Genomic DNA, 19,631 nt, shown 5'->3' with positions numbered 1-19,631 from the left:
CGTCAATGCGGGACGTTCGAGAAATTCCCCGGAATACCCATCATCAATGTAGTGCGATCGGTCGCCTTATCGTTTTCGTTCGAAGCGGGTTCGATAATTACCGCGTGTAATGGTGCAGAAATTCTGCCCTTCTTAGTTGTTCTTGCCGCCATCTTATACGCCCCCTTGCGATTGGATTCCGTTAGTTCGGGTTCCTATGTCGCAAGGTATGTGGCGAATGTGACACATCGTTTTCTGGAAATTATTAACGCATGCTTTTGTAATCCATATTTCATTCTCGATACAACGAGCAGCAAACGTCGCGAGTTTCGTGCCTTTGCCGGTTTGGAAGCTCTCGATCGCCTTGATCAATCCAATCGTCCCGATCGAGATCAAATCCTCGAGATCCTCCCCTGTATGAGGTTGTGAACACAACACGATGTAACCAATGGTTAGCAAAAGCGCCGCTGTCGGATGACAAGAACTTGATTACATAAATGACAAGAATTTAGCCACCTTACTTCTACATTCCACCGCCGGCAATAAAATAAAAAAAGCGGCCACTTTGTTAAGTGTCGTTGGTTTCACTGAATTCCGTGCTAGTGGGATGAGACTGGCTCTACTTGAAGAAGGAATGAACAAAAGAGCTCAATACTATCAAGACCAGGCAGAAACTGAGGAAGAAAGTCAGTTTAAACATGAGTATAAATATTATCAGATACAAGGAGAGCTCTATGCTGAGCTTGGAGTACTCGATTATAATCTGAGTAATGGGATAGAACATCCATTTGAAACAAAAAACGAAGTTTTAAGCAACGAATTAATAACCGATTTCTTAGCACTACTTGGAGACATTTTCAGTTCCTTAGAGTCACCTAAGAAAATAATGCATCTCAATTCAAATAAGAAAATGGCTTAGACCAGGTACTGGGGCGCATTCCAGATCCTGAAACAAAGGTTCATATCTCAAATCGTCTAGCCTCAATTCGTACTGTGATTGAAATAGATCCTCCGAGCTCACTTGCTAACATGCGTGTTATTCTTGAGGTGCTACTAAAGAAAAGATTCTTAACTACCAAGACAGACCGTGAACTCTGATGGTAATTCTGTCACATTAGAGCGCCTTTTTGGTCAATCTAAAAATGAACGCAGTAAAGAAATGAACGACATCCTATACGACATCAAGAGTAAGGCAAATGCTGCTCTTCATTTTATTTCGCTTAGCGAAAAGCACAGTAATATCTCTCTTCGAGCCATTGACCAAGTAACTGCATTACAGATATTTGAATCACTTAAAGAGGTAATTCTATTTTTTGTAATCAACTACGGACTATAATAGAATTTATATCTCATCATACAAAATGGGCTGTGACAGTTTTTTTTCCTGTCACAGCCCTCTTAGATAGTCCTACCGATTATCAAATAGTCACCAGTAGTTCATAGTAATCAAGAGTTTGTATTCTAATCTGGGTTTCACCTACCCTTTTCTTTAACAGAAGGAGAAAGTGAAAAGCTCTTTTCATATTCCCACAGCTAATGTTGCGCTCTATACTGCCAATTAAATCGTCAATGACTAGGAGATCATCTTCAATTTTTCGAGCACTGGGTGAGGGATGAATACTTAATAAGCTTATCTTCCTTTGAAGGCTTTCATTGTTATAGAAGCTGTTCACCACATTATGCAGAACATCGAGAACCTTTGATTTCGCTGTTAAGGGGATAGTAGTATCATCTATTTGCTCCACAGCTATTACACCTCTTGCATCAGCTTCGAAATTAACTGCAGATCCTGTTGATTCAAATCCATAATTTCTTGTTGGAGCCTTTGAAGTAATTCCAGATTTGCCTGTTGCCGTGTCCCTTGAGATGTTATCTCCTCTAAAATTGACTTATGTGTACTCTGAAGCTCTTCCATTACATAACGGCTTTCCCTTTTTTGTTCTTTCAGAATGTCATTGAGCGCATCTTTCGTATCATCCAAATGATCCTCCGATGCAACCTTAACCTCAGACAGGTGCTGTTTAAGTTGGCTAGCTTGCGCCTTTAAGTTCGCCGCTAGCATGTCGGATATGCTACTAACCGAGGTCTCTAAATTCCTGTGTGTGCTCTGCATACCTTCCACTAGGTCACGGAAGTCCCCTTTTTGTGTACTTAAATACTCTGTCATTACCTGTTTCGTTTCAATGAAATATTCGTCAGATGCTGCCTTAGTTTCTAGTAGATGCTGTTTTAATTGACTTACTTGCATCTGCTGATTCGTCACAACCATTTCAGCTACACGGTTAAATGAGGATTCTAATTTAGTTAGGTAAGCTTCATGTCTAAGTTCAGCTTGCTCAACCTCTTGTCGAAGCTGAAACAGATTATTACTTATTAGATCCTTTGATTCTCGAATAACATTTAAATCCTCTTGAATCCGCTCTTCAAACAAATTCGTAAGGTGAGTTGTAAAGCCGTCTAGTTCAACTACAATTCGATTTGTCTGATCTTTTTGATTCTCTCCTATCAGAGACATTTCGTTCACAGCTGCCTTCAATTCCATAAGAGTTTGCTGTTGAAAGGCAACCGATTCTGAGATTACCTTCTGTAGCTGTTCTTGTATAAGCTTTGAGCTGGTAACAAAGCGTTCTTGCTGCTCGTTAAACTGCTCTTTACTCTCAAGAATAGTGTTCTGAATGAGTGATCTTGAAGCCGCCCTCTCCTCTTGCAGTACTGTCCATTTTCCAGAAATGACTACACTAATTCCGGCTGTTATGCAGCCTACTAATCCAGCAATAATATAACCAATTGCGTTATAAGATTCATACAATGGTACAAGTAGCGCGGCAGTAAAGACAAATACCACTGCACCAACCATTCCTTTAATATTCATAAGACCCTCCTGATGTTAAAGCAATTAAGCCAGTTTTTCCCATAGTGCATAGTGTCGCAAGATTAATTCCTCCAGCTGTCGTCGTACTCCTACATGAAGCGCTTGATGGAAGGCCTCAATATACATTACTTTGTGCTTATTGATAGCGGCCATGTATTGTAACTTGTCTAGACCCGGTGGAAGCTGGAGCTCTTGAATATTTTCTTGCGTAGAGGCTAATGCTTCCTTCCAAAGCGTGTTTTGCACGATGTTCACAAGTCTTGAGATATCCACGAGCTCAATACCGCTTAGTTGCATCTCCAAGAAATCCTTTATTGCATCCTCAAGGACAGGAAACAGTTGCCTTAGAAGTTGTTTATTCCAGTTCTGGATTAGCCCCTTTTTGGATTTGCGCCATAAGCTATATTCAAAGATAGGCTCAAGAAGATCAGCCGTCAGGAGACTCATGATGGTAAGATCATAATCTTCATGAAAATATCGTTTAAATACTTCCTGCTTGTCCTCAATTGACCGTTTAACCTGTTCTTGTATAAGCGGCACATACGCATGCCGCCCGTAAAGCAAGGAGGTAAACACGCTACGATCAGGATTTAAATCAATAATCTTTGTTTCACTGCACAATCCACGACAAACCCATTCCTGATCAGCTGCTTTTAATGCTTCTACTTCATTACTTACATCAGAGTAAGCGTACTTTCTACCCGAACGCATCAAGCATACCTTTGTATCCATCATTCCAAGATCAGCTTTAATCTGGGTTAATAGCTCAATGGAATCAAGCTTAGCATAAGGAAAGGTGTCCATCCAAAGCAGTCTAGCACCAAGTTTACGCCATGCACCAGAATCAAAATTAAACCTTGCATTAACATCCTTCTCAAAGGTCTTTCCATAGGGAGAGAGAACAATAAATATAAACCCTTCAGGGACTATGTACTTAGAGACCGGAAAATACTTCGCAGCAATTGGGCTATCAGCTTCTTTTGAAGAGGTAGAGAGTGGAGCAAATGCACCGCTCTGATATTCCACCCACGCCTCTTCATGCTCGCTTGGGAAAAAAAAGAGTGGAAACTCCACTCCTTCATCTTGCTCACGACCTGGTATGAAGCTTTGATGTTGTGGATTAACTAAGGCTCGAAACCATTCATATCGTTCTCCACCAAGCATCCCAGCAACAAAAACTGGTCGTTGCGAGAGCAACAGCCGCTTCATCGAATTCACGGAGTTCACCCCTCCTCTCCTACTAAGATTTGTTTTCATTCAGCCACTTCAAATAATCATCCAGCTGTTGAAGTGTGCTAGTTTCATTGCTTACGTTGCTTTTCTTTTCTTCCGAGAGTTTCATCAGGGTCTCTCTTAATGACTCAATCTTTTGACGGTATTCCATCGTCGCAGTAATGATGATATTTTGTACAGCTTCTTTATACTGCTTATCGAGTTCAACAAGTAACTGCCCTTCTAAATGAGTAAGCTCTCTTTCAAAGAGCTCCTTCAGCTGCTTTGCATAACTCAAGGCTGCCTGACGATTGGCTTTTTCCTGTTCAGCTTCCAGTTGCTTCATTAGCGTCTTCTGATGTCGAAGCTGAAGGTCCTTTTCCTTTTTCATGCGTTCCTCTTGGCTACGTAACAATCTGAGCTCTTCGAGATGGTTCATTTCCTTCTGAACCGCTTGTTGTACCATATTCTCAAGGACCCGCTTCCTGCTTAAATAAGCGACTTCTGCTTCTTTATCCAGCTCAGTTCGAGGAGGAGTATCAAAAAGCTGGCCGGCCTTACGGAACCAAAATTCAAGCGTAATCGCATCTAAAATCCCCGCCTTCGAAGGATCTGTTTTCATTTTCAATTTATCTTGAATGTTCTTAGCAGCTGTTAGCAAATCGTGCGCTTTATCTACCTTTTCAATGATTTTCGCTGTTTTCTTCGCCTTATCTGCAATACTTGCTGCAGACTGCAAAGCCTTAGCAGTTCCATTTATTTTTTGTAGTGCTTGAGGAACCTTAATTAATTTAGATCCTTTAGTGACAACATTGGCAGCCGCTTTACCTGGAATGAGAACCATAGCCCAGTCGGCAATGTTCCCAATAGTCCCCATAATCTCTGATGCCTTTGTATCTCCCTCTACATATTTCATATGAGGGGAGTAGGGAGCTAATTCATTTCCCTCTCTTCGGGCTTCCGCCACGGACTTACTGGCCTCTTGGACCATGTAGAGCACCTGCTCTTTACTGAGGTCATATTTAGCGAGTTCTTCGTCGCTTTGCAGCAGCAGACCGGATAAGTTCTCTAGCTGCTCACTGATTTGCTCCACCGCAAACTGACGATTCTGAACCAACACGCTTGCATCCGGAAGGCGCAAATCAAAAGAGGCCGATAGACTCAAGCTGCTTTGAAACTGCTCAGCTATATCTTTCATTTGATCCTGAAACCCAGTAAAGCCAAATTCGAGCATCCGTTGAACATTAGTAGCCAGTACCGTCTCTACTCGCTTCATATACCGCTCTATTTGCTTTAACGCAGCATCCTGAGCTTGGGCTTGTAGCGAGCTGATACCGGGTAGCTGCTGTAGCTCCGATTCATAAGTAGTAAGGGCTGGCTCCTTTAAAGCCTTAGCCTCGTTTATAATACGTGCTTGATAAGGGGCCAGATCACTTTGAAACTGCCTGCTGGTTGAACGGTGGTTTTGCTCCATTCGCTCAAGCTGTTGCCCCAAATAGTTCACTTGGTCCACAAGCGCTTCACCATTTACCGCCTCAGCAGCCTGCACCAGATCCCTTTTCTCAAGCAGTAGCCGAGTAAAATCCTTTTTTATGGTAACAATACGACGTTCAAGGCTATCTTCCCAAAGCTCCTGTAAACGCTGGCTAATATCGTGATGGAGAAAGTGCCGAATTTGGTTTAACCGCTGCTTCCACTCTTCCCGCTCGAGTGCATTTACATCACAAGCTACCCCAAAAACGGGACGCTTTTGGCCTAAACGCTTTTCAATCTGTTGCTCCTCCAGAGCCAGTAAATCCTCTACCTTCTCCTCAGATGCCTTGATGTCATCTAGTTTTGTACGAACAAAGATGACTTCTATCCCTAGCTCTTCAACTTTGTTGAGTAGCATTGAATCATAATTAGTCAGTGATTTTCCCATAACATACATCAGGTATTGCGCCTGCGGCAGAACGGACAGGGTCACCTCTTCATGGGAGTTTTGAAGCGTATTAAAGCCTGGGGTATCAACAAGAACTAATCCACTTTCCAGTAAAGGATGATGGAGCTTTACATGAAGTGCTCGTATCTCACCCAGGATAGGCAGTTCATCTGTGTGCTGATATTCCTGCAGAGACTTTAATTCTATTGGCCATATCGTTCCGTCTACTTTTTCAATAAAGCTTTGATCATCCTCACCATGCGAGATAAAGGTCGGATAGGCAGTTGCCTCTGTTCCTTTGGTAGGAAGATAATTAATTCCAAAAAGTGCATTTAAAAAACTGGACTTACCCGCAGAAAACTGTCCGATAACAGGAAGGTAGAACTGTCCTGATTGTTGTCGAGCCGCTAGACCTTCAAGCAAATGTAAGCTGCTATCTTCGCCTAAATAAGTCGCAATTTCTTTAAATCCTCTGATCATATCATGCATAAGCTTATCTCGTCGCCTTCCTTGTCCGTCATTACACTATTGCAACCTCTTCTGTTGCTATGGTATCAACCTCAGCAAACTCCAGTTCAGTTGCCAAGGAAATTGCATCCATAAGCAGGGACTGGATTTCGTTAATCTCCTCGTCGCAACGCTGAATGATAGCTTCCTTTTCCTCGACTGAGGATTCGAGCTGCTGCTTACGAAGATCTAGTTGATGCTGTTTTTGAGCGATGAGATGCTGTAAATTGCTTTGAATAATGTCAACGGCAATATCACAAAGCTGATTACGCTGACTACGAAGCTGCTTGATGAATCCCTCTTCGGCATCCTTTTCAAGACTGTCGATATAATCCTCAATTTCATTCCGGACTTTTCTAAGCGCAGCGGCATGCTTTTTCTGGAATTCCTTTTTGAACTCTTCTTCAAATTGGTCACGCTCTTGGCGCTTTTTCATATTTATCTTTTCATGCTGAGTAAGTGCATGACGATACTGCTCAGGGCTCTTTTCTGGATCACTCATCATGTCCATTTTTAATTTCAACTCACGCGCTTCCAAATTGAATTGATCTTCAATCTTCTGGACCCTTTCGTCATAGTCCATACGAGCTGAATCGTCGGTATAGTAAGAAATACGCGTAACTTCTTTTTTTCCCTTAAATAGATTACCAAAAAATCCGCCTATCCCACCACGCCATTTTCTTTCCGTGAACTCCTCCGCATGGCGATCTGTCCCGGGTCGAGGTCCTAGCGCAGCTAAGTACGTAAATTCTCGTTGCTTCGTGTCATCTAACTTTGTTTCAAGCTCTACCTTTTTACTCCGAAGCTCATCTGCTTGCAGCCGCTCATCGGTTACCGCACTTATTTGTGCCTCTAGCTCCTCAAGCTCCCGCTCGAAGCTTTCTTTACGGTTGCGATACTCGTCTAAGCCAAAGTGAAAGTCGAATGAGTCGGCTTCTAACTTACCAGTTAGCTTGAATTCAATACCTTCATGTTTAGCACTGATTTCATTTTCAATTTGAAGCTGATATTCTCTATAGCGGCCGCGTAGAAGCTCAGAGAACTCATCCATAAACTCCTGATGGACATTCTCCGCAAGCTGATGATACTGACGTAGAATACGTTTATTGAATGAATCTACATCCTGTTGTACCTGATCAAGATCTGTCCAGTCATTGACATCGTTCATTAAACGCTGCTTTAGCGTATAGGTCTTACTTTTTAAACTTTCCTTGGTTTCCTTCACAATCTTATTGATTTCCTCGAAGAGCTCTTGCTTCTTTTCCGTTAGCTTCTCTTCAATTTGACGAATTTCATTCTCCAGCTCATTCATCTCAAGTTCGATATGCTGGGTATCCTGAGTCTCAGATAGATCCTGTTTTAAAGCATTAAGTTCTTCTTGTCGAGCAGCGAGCAATTTCTTTACCCGGTCAACTGGAGCATATAGCTGTTGTCGTGTCTTTTCACCCTGTACCAGGAATCGCCACAGACGCTGCTCAAATGCTTCCATCTTTGAGATAGCCAGATAATGCTGCTTCTCCTCTTCGGAATGATTTTCTTTTCCTCGATAAGAAAGTGCTTGATTGCTTCTAGAAATAAGTGCTGGATAAGCCCCAACGGGCCAAATTTCTGGTAGCGGTTGATCTGGAAAGTAAATGCGATAGCTCATTCGAAGACTTTGAACGACATCTTCCACCGATTGCTCACTAGCCTTTACCACGTCAATTTTATTTAGGACAAGAATAATGGTATCTACCTTAGAACGAAGCTGCGTCAAAAACTCAAAATCAGTTTTTCTGCCTGGTTGCTCGGCGGAGAACATAAAAATACAGGCATGCGACTTTTCGATTTGCTTTTCGGTGACTTCTCGGTGTCCCTCTGCTACGCCATTTAATCCCGGGCTATCGATTAGCATGACTCCGTCGTTAAGAAACTCCGATTCAAGAAAGAGCTCTACACGATCGATTTCATGAACAACCTGAAGATCACTTTTTGTGCTAACAAATCGCTCTATCGTTTGAGCAGACGAATCAGAGAAGTCTGGTGTCTTATCTGAATCTTTATAATAAATAGCCGATCCATACCCATTTGGTCCTGCAGATTTGTGCCGGAGGAAATTGACGGTGGCTGTTGTTTCATTCGTAAAGGAAGGTAAATACTTATCTCCCATAAGTGCATTCAGAAATGTGGACTTTCCGGAACTGAACTCTCCCACAACGACGATAGAGAAAAGACCTTCCTCTAAATGTCTATATAGCGTTTCAAAGGCCTGGGCTTGAACAGGTTGATTGTTCTTTGCAAAAAAATCCTTAGTGTTATCAAGGAGGCTCAGCACTCTTTGCTTACGGTCCTCATACTGCTCTTTCATCCAAACTGTATCCATAATAATGCCTCCCTAGGTGACTAATCGATTGTTGTATTTCTGCTCTAATTGCTCTCGTAATGTAACGATAGTGATTTGTAGCGTCTCAAAAGGAGCAACCTGCTGTTGAAGGGACTCCTTGCTTTCCTCAAGCATGATTGTAAGCCTACGCTTCACTTCACTTTGGTGCTTCTCATAATAAGTTTGCACCTGCTGGCGGACATCTGACATATTTTCATCAATATTGAGCTTGATGGACTCAATAAGCCCTGGCTTTACCTTGTCTTGAACAAACTGGTTGATTTGCTCAAGCAACCTTCGCTTCTCCGATCGTATAAACTCATTCTTGGCCTTCATGAGGACCTCTTCATATTCGATTTGCTTCCGCCTCAGGTCATGCTCAATTTGACTTAACTTATGGTCAATGGCTTGCAGCATGTCCGTGTGCTGGGAAGCCTTCGTGGCAAACTGCTTTTTTCTAATTTGCAGCTGTGTACTTTCTTTTTGAAGATCGTCCTTATGCTTAGCGTATTTAAGCTGGATTTGATCCTTTTGCTTTCGCCATTGGTCGCGATCAGTTGTATCCGGCACGTCTACGTTATAAGATTCTTCATAGGTTTTGTTACCAATCCAGCGCAATGGGTTAATTTTGGAACGTTCTACCGTTCGATAACGAGTTTCTGTCCGTGTCCTCACACTGGGTTCAGAGCCAAGTCGCCTCTGCTCTATCAGCTGCTGTTCATTCGACTTCAGGATGCCTTCATTCAACTGCTTTGCCTTTGTCTCCATATATTGTAGCTCTTGTGAAATCGATAGCTGTAGATCTACAATCTCGCCGCGTTGTACCTTAAGATCTATTTTCTTCTCCTGGAGAGTTGAAAGTTGTTTTTCAAACTTGTAGTCATTACCATCAAAATTAACTGCTTTAATGCGGAGTCCCTTATGGCTTGTTTCGATTGATACCGTAGGACTGTATTCCTGAACTCGCATAATCGATGTTTGATAAATTTCCTCCAATATCGAAGTTAGATACAACTGATATTCGTGTGACAGCATGCTTGTCTTGTTTTGCAGCTGTTTGCTATACGAATTTTGCTTCATGGCTAGCTCAAAGGCTTCGAAATCGTCTTGTCGCATGTTTACGCCAAGCTGATTCATAATGTTCTCCAGGTCCTCATCCAACTTAGCTCTAACTATCTTATCAAGGTCGGCCTGACGACTCGTCATATAATGGCTCAGCTTTTCCCAATTGCGTTTCGTGAGTCCTTCTAGCTGAGCAAGTCTTTTCGTAATTTCATCTGTTTCCTTCTCGTCTAGCTTGACCTGAGAAAACTGCTTAGCAGACCTCAGTTCCTCTATTATCTCCTTAAGCAAAGTATTAAAGCTCAGGTAGATCGAGGTTTGAAACACTTGATTTTTTTCTCCACTTAGCACGTCATACCACAGACTGTCTTCAAACTTCGGAAATAAAGATTCTGATAGTAATATCGACCGCTCTTCCAACGTCAGATCCTTTAGGTCTCCGTTATATAACCTAGGTATCGATGTATCTTTTCCTGCTAACGCTTTTAAGGCGGATACGCCAAAAAATCTAGTAGAGGTAGCAATATCCTGCTGTTCTTCTATTTGATTCAAGTATTGCTCACGTAATGTAGCTATTTTCAGCTCGACACTGTCACCTTCTGAGGTCTTAATCTCATCAATAAAATTCAGCACAAACAAAAAAGAACGTTGATGTTTATGCAAGATCTTCAAGAACTCTAAGTTACTATGTGCCAGGCTTCTTAAATGAAACAGACAGATGCTCGCATGAGCTTGCTTAATCTCGTGCATAGTTAAATCACGATGGCCATCAGCAACCCCATTAAGACCAGGCGTGTCAATGAAGACAATTGGTTCATTCGTATGTCTAAAATTAACGAATACCTCAACATATTTAATTTCCTGGGCGACTCTGATCTGAGATTGTGTTGTGGTATATGTTTTTAGCGCCTCCGGGTCTGTCTTCATATTAAAGATAACTGGCTCGCGCTGACTATCATTAAAATGCACCTTAATGGTATCTACATCAGGATGGGTTGGCGATACATTTCGAATATAGGTAACAGTTGCTGTTGTTTCAGTTAGAGCATGAGGAAGAATATCCTTTCCAATCAATGCATTTAGAAAGGTTGACTTACCTGCACTAAACTCTCCAACCACTGTGACCCTAAATTCCTTCTCCCTGACTTGCTTAGCTAGTGCTTCTGCAGTTTTCCTGTAATAGCCTTCTGCAGAGGTTGCACTTAGATCTAAAGACTGAAAGCTTTCAATAAGCTGAAGCAGCTCTGCTTCGAACTTGTTACTGACTGCTGATTCCATACTTAGATTCATTCCTTTATTAAGGATTCACAATTCGAAAAAGAGGTTTATCCCTGAAGCGTTAAAGCTTGCTTGAATATAATCTCAGCTTCTGTATCACACTCCGAAGCTCATTTTGATAGTGTTTAGGGTGTACGCCTGTTTGAAGCACTCTTTCGACCATGGGCTTCACGCACTCTAAAGGCGAATAAGCACTTGTCTGTGAGGCAATGGAATGAATTTCTCTTTTTTTGTCCTCTAAATACTGAACCTCGTCTATCACTCTACCTCTAAAGACTTCTTTTATTTGAGAACCCGCTTCTGAAGACTGAAGGTGCTGAGACATTTGCTTGAACTTTTTCTCTTTCTGTCGCTTCTTTCTGTCTACTTGCTGCGATACTGTTTGAGACAGATTCTTCATCGCATTGTCTAGCTCTACCTCTTCGGTACGAGCGCGAAGTGACCTGAGCGTGGATGAAATTCTGCTGCCTTGTGAAGCTCCTACAATAACGCCTACTCCACTACCCACTAGACCACCTGCAGGGCCAAATAATAACAATCCTGCGGCAGCTACCGTATGCTGGCCGATTTTACCCATAACGATTCGCGATGTTGTATCGGTCACCACATTTATGGAAACATCCCCGAGAGAAATTTCACTTTTTAGCAATTTCTTTGACTGTGTCATCGTAGAAACGAACAGAGAGATGTACGGGATTTCAAAATCTAATAAGTCTGATCCTGCCATCAAAGTTTCCTTCGTTGCTTTAAGCACTTCATCATGCTGAACCGTAGTGACGTAGACCATTGGGTTATTTGCAAACTGATCCGCTAGTTCTGCATTAACATAAACCGGGATATCAGGATATTTCTCTAAGTGTTCTTTAACGCCTGAAGTGGTAAGTAGGTTTTTGACTTGAAATGGCTCCCCATCCACGAGTAAGTCATAACCGGCCTGGTTTGAGGTTTCTGGAAACTCCACCTCGTGACCTTTCGACTGTAATTCTGCTGCAACCATACGTTCTGCAACATAGCCCTGTAACTGAGCAACATCACCTGTGTTGCCACTTAAATCGATCTCATTTGCAAACTGAGAAAACGTAAAAAGAGAGGACAAATCTTCGGCTCGTGCAAAATCAATACCTTCCATTACGGTCGGGTCTAGGCGACAGTAATCATAAATGAAGTTAGCAACCGTTAGTGAGCTCGTTGTTACGGCTTGTTGTAAGCTTTCTTTGTTCCCGAACAGAATATGGTTGATGATACCTGTGGATTTGGATTGTGGATACAAAGGGAGCTGAAGCGCCTTTTTGTACTCTTTTTGTTTCCACATTGTCCAGAACTCTGGATTAGGGATACCCTTCATTATCTGTCTTATCTCCTTAGATGTAGGTTCTATAAATGGGATAGGCCATATACTTGCTCTTCTAATTGTCTACGGTCTTTCTCAAGCTGGGAAATAGCTTTATCTAAATGCTCTTTCTTGTACTGCTCATCACTGTGGCTTCGTTCCAATTGAATTCTGGCGGTCCGTAGTCGCCGCTGATCATTTTTAATTATGACTAGCTGCTCACGCTCTTGCTTCCCCCAGTTTCGACTCACTCCAAGCACTTCATCCACCATTTTATCAAGTAGTTGGTTAAGCATATTTTGCAGGTTATCATTATCAAGCTTTGCTGTGATATTTTGCTTTTGTTGCCTAAACCAACCCACTATCCCCTCTGAATCAACATGTCTAGAACCATGTGAAGTAGCGAGCTCATGTTTTTTCTCCATATATTCAGTGGCTAAAAAAGAGAATCTTGGTGTAACGGATAAGTCTGCAACATTTACTTTGTTGAGCTTCGCTTTCACGTCTTCTCTTATTTTCTCGATCGAACTGTCAATATGTTGTAATTCTAACGAAGCTCTGTTGATTGCTTCTTTCTGCCTATTCATCTCTTGCTTACAGGCTAGAAGGAACTGCTCTTTTGCTTTCAGTTCTGACTTTGATTTCTCGTATGCTTTGTATACGTTTTTCCATTCTTCAACAAGGGATTTTAAGGATCTGTTATTCTCATTGCCACTGCTATTTTGTAATGTTATTTGAAGAATTATTATAGGCAACAGTGATTTTTGCAGCTTGTTATTTTGAGACCGATACATCAGATATCCGCCTCCACCTAGAAGACCAACAAGAAAGACGGGACTTGCCAAGATAGCAACTGTAGAGGTAAGCATGGTATAGACCCCAAAAGGAAGCGTTATTCCAATTAGCCCCAAAGTAGAAGCAAGTAATGATGTAATTGTCGTGTAAAAACTAAAGCCTAAACCCTCTACCAACACCACAAATAATGAGCCTGCTCCACCTTTAATCAGAATTTGAGTGAGTGTCTCGTTTGTTAGCTTGTCAATATTAAGATGTTTTTTCATTAATGCTTGTTTTTCATTCGGTAAGGAATCGATAAATTCCATTAGCTTATTACTATATTCCTCTTTCTTTTCAGGTGAGGCTTTATCTAGTTCATCGCCAATCTGCTTTAGTATCTGTTCGAGCTGGAAACGAACGATGCTTTGGGTTAGGCTATAGTCAGCATTAGTTTCCTTAAATGCTTTGTAATCTTTTTTATCCTTCAACATTAGTTGATCTATGTGGACGATAATCTGTTCACCTAAGTCAAAAAATGCTTGTTCAGTATTTAAGTACGTACCACGAATCTCTAAACACTTCGCTAATTCAAGCAGAATCTCAAGTCTGATTCTTTCATCTTTTCTACTTTTAAGCAGCTGCACTCTCTCTTCCATTTTTATATAGAAGTGATCAGTATCCTTAGATCGTGTGAAGATATCTTGTATTTTAGTCGTAAGAATATCTACAATATCTGTATCACAGCAAAGAACATGTACACGTCTTAAATCATCGCCTGAAAGTTGATTTAAGGCTTCAACCATTGCTTTTCCATTCATCTATATTTCCACCTTTGATACTTCCTGTTGTCGAAAGCTGATTCTGTGTCCTTATATCATCAATTCTCACTTGTGTTTGAGGGTAAGAATTGGTTTCAGCTTTCGTCGATGAGGAGTGGATCATCGAAGGCCTCGTCCTTTGTTACCTTGCCACAACGTGGACCAAGACGCGCCGCGTAGCGATTATTCGCAAGATGCAACGTTACGATGACGATCATCCTCAGCTCGAACTAGATCTACTCTGGCAGTATGAGGCGATGGTGACCACTGAAGTCTGGGAGGCCAGCGCTGCTGCATGGAGAACTACATAAAGGAAGGAAAAATTGGCTTTGAAATTCATCGCATCCCAAAGTAGATGATTTCCCAACCATAACTGGATGCCACTTCCTATATCTTCTTCATTAAACGCTTTTTCTTATGTTTTCTTATGGGCTTTCGTAATTCAGTTTTAAGAAAGAAGTCACAATCTCTTCAATTTAATTCATTTTACCTATCCCCTTTTATATATTCTTCATATTCTAATACTTTCCACCCAAAAAAACTGTCGTAATATGTCGTTTATAAATGAATTTTTAGAGATTTTGCATTACAATCATTCCTGTAGTAAAAAAGCTATTAAAGTGGTTTGTAAAATACTGCTTATAGAAGTTCAAGGTGAACCTACAAAATTAAACAAGATTAAAGGAACCTTGAGAATTAAAAAGCCGAACAGGTAAACTAGACCCGTTCGACTTCGTAGATTCCAAATACTATCTTTAAAAATTTGACACTTGTTACTGTTACAATTTACTACATTGCAATCTAATCTACCGCTTCGCCTTGTAAAACTCATGATAAAGCTTCATTAATGCCCTCTTCTCAATCCGCGACACATAACTCCGCGAGATCCCAAGCTCCTTCGCAATCTCCCGCTGCGTCCGCTCATCCCCGCCATGTTCCAGTCCAAAGCGGCCAATCACAACTTCCTTCTCACGATCATCGAGTATATCCAAATTTTTATATATCTTCGACTTTTCAATCTTCAGCTGCACCTTATCCACGATATCATCTGCCTCCGTGCCGAGGATATCGATCAACGTAATTTCATTGCCTTCCTTGTCCGTGCCAATCGGATCATGCAAAGACACATCTTTCCGGGTCTTCTTCAAAGAACGAAGATGCATAAGTATTTCATTCTCGATACAACGAGCTGCGAAAGTCGCGAGCTTCGTACCTTTACCAGTTTGGAAGCTCTCGATTGCCTTGATCAATCCAATCGTGCCGATCGAGATCAAGTCCTCGAGATCCTCCCCTGTATTGTCGAATTTTTTGACGTTGTGGACACAACCCGATGTAATTAATTGAATACGACCTCATCGCTGCCAGCGATGGAATGGATATACGCTGCAGTCCGATTAAAACCACGGAAGCCTTGTCCTGACTGGGATTTCGCCGGTCGCTTCCCGATCTGTTCGGACGGCGTAGGACGGTTGGGGAAGAAGTTCGTCCCCAATTCGTCCCCATTTCTGTTATGAAACGATGTCGCTTATCGATAAATCTTCAAAACAGATCCTTCTGCCCTACAAAGGTTCGATTCCTCTACATCAGCTCCCTATCCGACTTGTGCCGCTAAGCACGGCAGTAACAGCTTCCTGCCATCCTTGATATAGCCGGTCACGAACTGCCGCCTCAATAGACGGAGTAAATCGCTGCCCTTGCCGACTTATTCGGACGATATCGTCAAGCGACGCCCAAAAACCGACGCCGAGTCCGGCCAAATATACGGACCCCATTGCCGATAGCTCCGCAACCTCCGATGTCCATACTTCCAAATTGAGCATATCCGCCTGAAATTGCATGAGAAGAGGATTTGCGGTTGCGCCTCCGTCCGCTCCCTATTCATTATCTTATAAGTCCGATATTTATTTGTTGAACAAAGCTAGCTTTGCATAGAAGTCTTCCATAATAAATCTACTATTCACATCATGATAGACCCGAATTGGACGGTTATTTCTTTCGTGAATATATCTCATATCTGGAGTAATTTCCGGTGCCGGCACCCAGTCATATCGGTATTCATGGTCGCAGAGCAGTAACCCTACGGCAGGAGAATCGCCCAAGCACCAGCATTCCCCGGTTCGAATGGTCGTATTGATGGCGGCTTCGGTATGCCCAAATTCGACAAGCTGTTCAAAAAGGTAGCTCCCGAGTTCTCCATACGGCTTGACCCGATACTCCAACTCAGCCATGGAAACCATGACTTGCTGATAGGCATTTTTGGGCACTTGCCATACGGGCACATTGGACTTAAATACGACGTTGGCTGCGTGAATATCGTTCCACAAGTTATATTCCGGCTCGCCTGCCGGATACGCTCCACCGCCAATCCAGATCACAGTTAATTTCTCGGCAATACGCGGTTCCATAAGCAGAGCTGAAGCCATATCCGTAAGAGGGCCCAGGAATGTAACGAATAATGGACGGGGATCATCCGACATGGCCTCTTTAATGATAAGCTCCGCTCCGGCTGAAGGAATCGGAGTTCCCTCATCCGGAAGCGACTTCGGTGCTCCTTTGTACACCAAATGGTCCTTCTTCATGTTCATAAGGTCCAATATCTTATGGATTTCCTCGTAGCTCTCCTCCATGCTGTTCTCTGTTCTCCACGCGCCGAAATGGGCAGCAATAAGCCCTCTATTATCGAATTTTGGACTAAGCAGTGCATGAACAATCGCATACTGATCGTCAGCTTCGTTTTTTGCGTCTGAGTTTGTAATGATGCGTATCATTTTCTGACTAGGAACTTTATAACTAAAGTTATCGAAGATCATTTTTTTATTCCTCCTCGGAAAGAGGTATTCGGGATAAACGAAAATCGGTAGCTGCCAGAACCAATGTGAAGGAGATGCCCTTCACCGTTTACATCGGCGCGAACTAAACCAATCATCTGATCCAATGGCATACCGCTCTCTGAAATACCCTCACGATGGATTTCCGGAATAAAAACTTCGGCTGTCGTATTCGGCGGAATCGTCAAGTTCATCTCAAACGCGCCGCCCTCCATCCGCTTCCACGCTACCGCGATGGTGCCATGAATCGAGTTGTATGAGGCGTCAGCCCAAGTCAAGCGCTCGCCGAATTCGGGCTGAATCCGTATTTTCTTATAACCTGGCTCCGTCAGATCGATTCCGCCGACGACACGGTACAGCCAATCTCCAATCGCGCCATAGGCGTAATGGTTATACGAGTTCATATCGTCGCTCCAGAACGTTCCGTCCTGCTTGATCCCGTCCCAATGCTCCCAGATCGTCGTAGCGCCTTGAACTACGGAGAATAGCCACGACGGATACTCCTGCTGCAGCAGTAAGCGGTAAGCGAGATCCGTATAACCAAACCTGGACAGCACTAAGTTCAGATACGGCGTGCCTACAAATCCTGTCGTAAGACGCGTTCCATTCTCTTCAATGTTCTCCGCAAGCATTTTCGCCGTACGAGGCCTGTCTTTCTCCTCCAGCAAATCGAACATCAGAGCGAGCACGTACGCGGTCTGCGTCGGAGAAGCGACCCGGCCGCTCGGCGTCACGAACTCCGCCCGGAATGCCGATACGATTCTTTCGTGCAAGGCGCGGTATTGTTCAGCTTCTTCGACATTGCCAATTACGGCGGCTGTCTTCGCCAGCAGCTGGGTCGAATACGCGTAGAAGGCGGTGGCGATCAAATCCTTTGGCGTCGCGCCGGTGTAGCTGTTTTCTTTGGCATCCAAGCCAAGCCAGTCGCCGAAGTGGAAGCCGGTGTTCCACAAATACTCGTTGTCGCCTTGCGCCCGCATATACTCCACCCAGGCCTTCATGCTCGGATATTGGGTTTCCAACACGCGGGTATCTCCATAACACTCATACAACGTCCACGGACAGATAACGGCGGCGTCTCCCCAAGCAGAGGAACCATGGCCAGCAATTGGGATATCGGGGATGACATGCGGTACTCTTCCGTCAGGTTCTTGATCCGCAGCCAAATCCTTCAGCCACTTCTCGAAGAACGGAACGACGTTCATGTTATAGGCTGCGGTACGGATGAACACTTGCGCATCTCCCGTCCAACCCAATCGCTCGTCGCGTTGCGGGCAATCTGTCGGGATATCGAGGAAATTCCCCCTTTGCCCCCAAACGATATTGTTCTGAAGCTTGGTGACAAGCTCATCCGAACATGCGAAACTTCCGGTCGGTTCCAAAGCCGTATGAATGACGCATCCCACGAAGTGTTCCATTAGCTGCTCTTTCGGGACTCCGGTCACTTTGACATAACGGAAACCCTGGAAGGAGAAATACGGTTCGTACGTTTCCTCTCCGCCTCCTCGGCAAATATAGGTGACCGTCTGCTTCGCGGAACGAAGATTTCCGGTATAGAAGTTCCCGTCGCGGTCCAACACCTCTGCATGCTGTAACGTGATGACGGTCCCGGCTACGCTGTTCACGGTGAATTTAACCCACCCGACCATGTTTTGGCCCATATCAAGTACCGTGTCGCCTTGAGGAGTCGTGATCACCGCCACAGGCTTCAGCACTTCGGTCACTTTAGAAGGCTCATTCTCCTGGGCCACAATCGTGGCGCCAGGAGCCTGATGGATAATAGCATTCGGCCATGCTTGATCATCGAATCCGGGAGAAGACCAACCATCGATCGTAAGTCTTGCGTCATAGGTCTCTCCATGATAAAGCTCCGAGCGGAGCAGCGGTCCGGTCGACGCGCGCCAGCTGCCATCCGATACGATGACTTGTTCCGATCCGTCTGACAAGGTTACATGCAGCTGAATCAGAGCGGCTCGGCTTGCCCCGAAAAGTTCCTTCTGGCCTTCCCAGGCTAAGTACCCCTTGTACCAACCGTTTCCTAGCATGCAACCGATCGTGTTTGCTCCTTCGGAGATCAACGCGGTTACATCGTAAGTTTGATATTGAAGACGTTTCGTATAGCTTGTAAACCCGGGATTAAACAGCGTCTCATCGGCAGGCTCGCCGTTCACGAACAGCCGGTACAACCCAAGCGAAGTGGCGTACACCCGCGCGGATACGATCTGGCCCGATACCGTGAAGTCCGAGCGCACGTAGTCACATGCTTCGTGATCTGTATCTTCAGGCGACGAAGGCGCCGTAATCCAGGTTGCCTGCCACTCCTCCGAAACTAACAATGCTGTCTCCCAGTACGAAGGTTCGCTCCATTCCGATACCATCCCTTGATCGTCCCATACGCGAATCCTGAAACCATAACGCGTGCGAGATTTTAAGGTAGGACCAGTATATTCAATGTGTATGTTTCTGTCCGATTCAATCTTCCCGGAATCCCATACCAATGCCGCTATGAAATCGTCCCCATAAGCTACCTCGATTTGATAGGCGGATTGGACAAAGCCTCTCCTCTCCGAGACCAGCACCCAACTGAGCCGTGGACGAATATCGTCTATGCCCAATGGATTCTTCCTATAATTCACCCGAAGGTTCGTCACTGTAAAAAAACTCATCTTGATCGTCGCTCCTTTA

Annotated in this window: 14 protein-coding genes and 2 pseudogenes; 2 read left to right on the top strand and 14 right to left on the bottom strand. The window is 43.7% G+C overall.

Annotated features, from left to right (window positions below):
* Positions 1-2: 2 nt before the first annotated feature.
* A complete protein-coding gene (locus ACN6MW_RS23755) occupies positions 3-152 on the bottom strand; it encodes a hypothetical protein (RefSeq protein WP_419872350.1) in 150 nt (49 codons plus the stop codon).
* A 115-nt stretch (positions 153-267) separates the two neighbouring features.
* Positions 268-399: pseudogene (locus tag ACN6MW_RS23750) on the bottom strand (sigma factor); the annotation flags it as partial.
* Between the two features lie 145 nt (positions 400-544).
* Here ACN6MW_RS23750 and ACN6MW_RS23745 point away from each other — a divergent pair.
* Positions 545-898, top strand: coding sequence for a hypothetical protein (locus ACN6MW_RS23745; RefSeq protein WP_419872349.1), 354 nt, complete (start codon positions 545-547; stop codon positions 896-898).
* A gap of 499 nt (positions 899-1,397) precedes the next feature.
* Here the strand turns inward: ACN6MW_RS23745 and ACN6MW_RS23740 are convergent, their stop codons facing one another.
* The 8 genes from ACN6MW_RS23740 to ACN6MW_RS23705 all read right to left on the bottom strand — a co-directional run bounded on the left by ACN6MW_RS23740 (position 1,398) and on the right by ACN6MW_RS23705 (position 14,118).
* Positions 1,398-1,724: a hypothetical protein gene (locus ACN6MW_RS23740; protein ID WP_419872348.1), complete on the bottom strand. Its 327-nt coding sequence runs from the start codon at positions 1,722-1,724 to the stop codon at positions 1,398-1,400.
* A 5-nt stretch (positions 1,725-1,729) separates the two neighbouring features.
* On the bottom strand, positions 1,730-2,851 hold the full coding sequence (locus tag ACN6MW_RS23735) for a hypothetical protein (RefSeq protein WP_419872347.1): 1,122 nt from the start codon (positions 2,849-2,851) through the stop codon (positions 1,730-1,732).
* A 24-nt stretch (positions 2,852-2,875) separates the two neighbouring features.
* Positions 2,876-4,069 carry a hypothetical protein gene (locus ACN6MW_RS23730; RefSeq protein ID WP_419872346.1) on the bottom strand — a complete coding sequence of 398 codons (1,194 nt, stop codon included), beginning with the start codon at positions 4,067-4,069 and terminating at the stop codon, positions 2,876-2,878.
* 22 nt (positions 4,070-4,091) lie between these two features.
* Positions 4,092-6,473, bottom strand: coding sequence for a dynamin family protein (locus ACN6MW_RS23725; RefSeq protein WP_419872345.1), 2,382 nt, complete (start codon positions 6,471-6,473; stop codon positions 4,092-4,094).
* A 31-nt stretch (positions 6,474-6,504) separates the two neighbouring features.
* Entirely contained in the window at positions 6,505-8,853 is a 2,349-nt protein-coding gene (locus ACN6MW_RS23720) for a dynamin family protein (protein ID WP_419872344.1), read from the bottom strand.
* A gap of 12 nt (positions 8,854-8,865) precedes the next feature.
* Positions 8,866-11,193 carry a dynamin family protein gene (locus ACN6MW_RS23715; protein WP_419872343.1) on the bottom strand — a complete coding sequence of 776 codons (2,328 nt, stop codon included), beginning with the start codon at positions 11,191-11,193 and terminating at the stop codon, positions 8,866-8,868.
* Between the two features lie 61 nt (positions 11,194-11,254).
* Positions 11,255-12,538, bottom strand: coding sequence for a hypothetical protein (locus ACN6MW_RS23710; RefSeq protein ID WP_419872342.1), 1,284 nt, complete (start codon positions 12,536-12,538; stop codon positions 11,255-11,257).
* A gap of 29 nt (positions 12,539-12,567) precedes the next feature.
* On the bottom strand, positions 12,568-14,118 hold the full coding sequence (locus tag ACN6MW_RS23705; protein ID WP_419872341.1) for a hypothetical protein: 1,551 nt from the start codon (positions 14,116-14,118) through the stop codon (positions 12,568-12,570).
* A gap of 101 nt (positions 14,119-14,219) precedes the next feature.
* Between ACN6MW_RS23705 and ACN6MW_RS23700 the strand changes: the two are divergent.
* Positions 14,220-14,464 (top strand): annotated as a pseudogene (locus tag ACN6MW_RS23700) (IS1380 family transposase); the annotation flags it as partial.
* Between the two features lie 460 nt (positions 14,465-14,924).
* Here the strand turns inward: ACN6MW_RS23700 and sigK are convergent.
* From sigK to ACN6MW_RS23680, 4 genes are all read right to left on the bottom strand, one after another.
* Positions 14,925-15,464: an RNA polymerase sporulation sigma factor SigK gene (gene sigK / locus ACN6MW_RS23695; protein WP_419876427.1), complete on the bottom strand. Its 540-nt coding sequence runs from the start codon at positions 15,462-15,464 to the stop codon at positions 14,925-14,927.
* 237 nt (positions 15,465-15,701) lie between these two features.
* The gene (locus tag ACN6MW_RS23690) at positions 15,702-15,929 is read right to left on the bottom strand and encodes a hypothetical protein (RefSeq protein WP_419872340.1); all 228 of its coding nucleotides are present in this window, start codon (positions 15,927-15,929) and stop codon (positions 15,702-15,704) included.
* Between the two features lie 90 nt (positions 15,930-16,019).
* Positions 16,020-16,928: a nucleoside hydrolase gene (locus ACN6MW_RS23685; RefSeq protein ID WP_419872339.1), complete on the bottom strand. Its 909-nt coding sequence runs from the start codon at positions 16,926-16,928 to the stop codon at positions 16,020-16,022.
* Positions 16,925-19,612 carry a glycoside hydrolase family 78 protein gene (locus ACN6MW_RS23680; RefSeq protein WP_419872338.1) on the bottom strand — a complete coding sequence of 896 codons (2,688 nt, stop codon included), beginning with the start codon at positions 19,610-19,612 and terminating at the stop codon, positions 16,925-16,927. The genes ACN6MW_RS23685 and ACN6MW_RS23680 overlap by 4 nt, the downstream gene beginning before the upstream one ends.
* Between the last annotated feature and the right edge of the window lie 19 nt (positions 19,613-19,631).

This window comes from Pristimantibacillus sp. PTI5, assembly GCF_048572955.1.
GTDB lineage: Bacteria > Bacillota > Bacilli > Paenibacillales > Paenibacillaceae > Pristimantibacillus.
The sequence above is the reverse complement of the archived record's forward strand: the minus strand, read 5'-3'. Positions and strand labels throughout refer to the sequence as shown.

Bases quoted from the DNA above. Each gene is read 5' to 3' on its own strand.
- ACN6MW_RS23725 (WP_419872345.1), bottom strand. From the start codon at position 6,473: ATGCATGATATGATCAGAGGATTTAAAGAAATTGCGACTTATTTAGGC.
- ACN6MW_RS23680 (WP_419872338.1), bottom strand. From the start codon at position 19,612: ATGAGTTTTTTTACAGTGACGAACCTTCGGGTGAATTATAGGAAGAAT.
- ACN6MW_RS23715 (WP_419872343.1), bottom strand. From the start codon at position 11,193: ATGGAATCAGCAGTCAGTAACAAGTTCGAAGCAGAGCTGCTTCAGCTT.
- ACN6MW_RS23710 (WP_419872342.1), bottom strand. From the start codon at position 12,538: ATGAAGGGTATCCCTAATCCAGAGTTCTGGACAATGTGGAAACAAAAA.
- ACN6MW_RS23755 (WP_419872350.1), bottom strand. From the start codon at position 152: ATGGCGGCAAGAACAACTAAGAAGGGCAGAATTTCTGCACCATTACAC.
- ACN6MW_RS23720 (WP_419872344.1), bottom strand. From the start codon at position 8,853: ATGGATACAGTTTGGATGAAAGAGCAGTATGAGGACCGTAAGCAAAGA.
- ACN6MW_RS23685 (WP_419872339.1), bottom strand. From the start codon at position 16,928: ATGATCTTCGATAACTTTAGTTATAAAGTTCCTAGTCAGAAAATGATA.
- ACN6MW_RS23735 (WP_419872347.1), bottom strand. From the start codon at position 2,851: ATGAATATTAAAGGAATGGTTGGTGCAGTGGTATTTGTCTTTACTGCC.
- ACN6MW_RS23705 (WP_419872341.1), bottom strand. From the start codon at position 14,118: ATGAATGGAAAAGCAATGGTTGAAGCCTTAAATCAACTTTCAGGCGAT.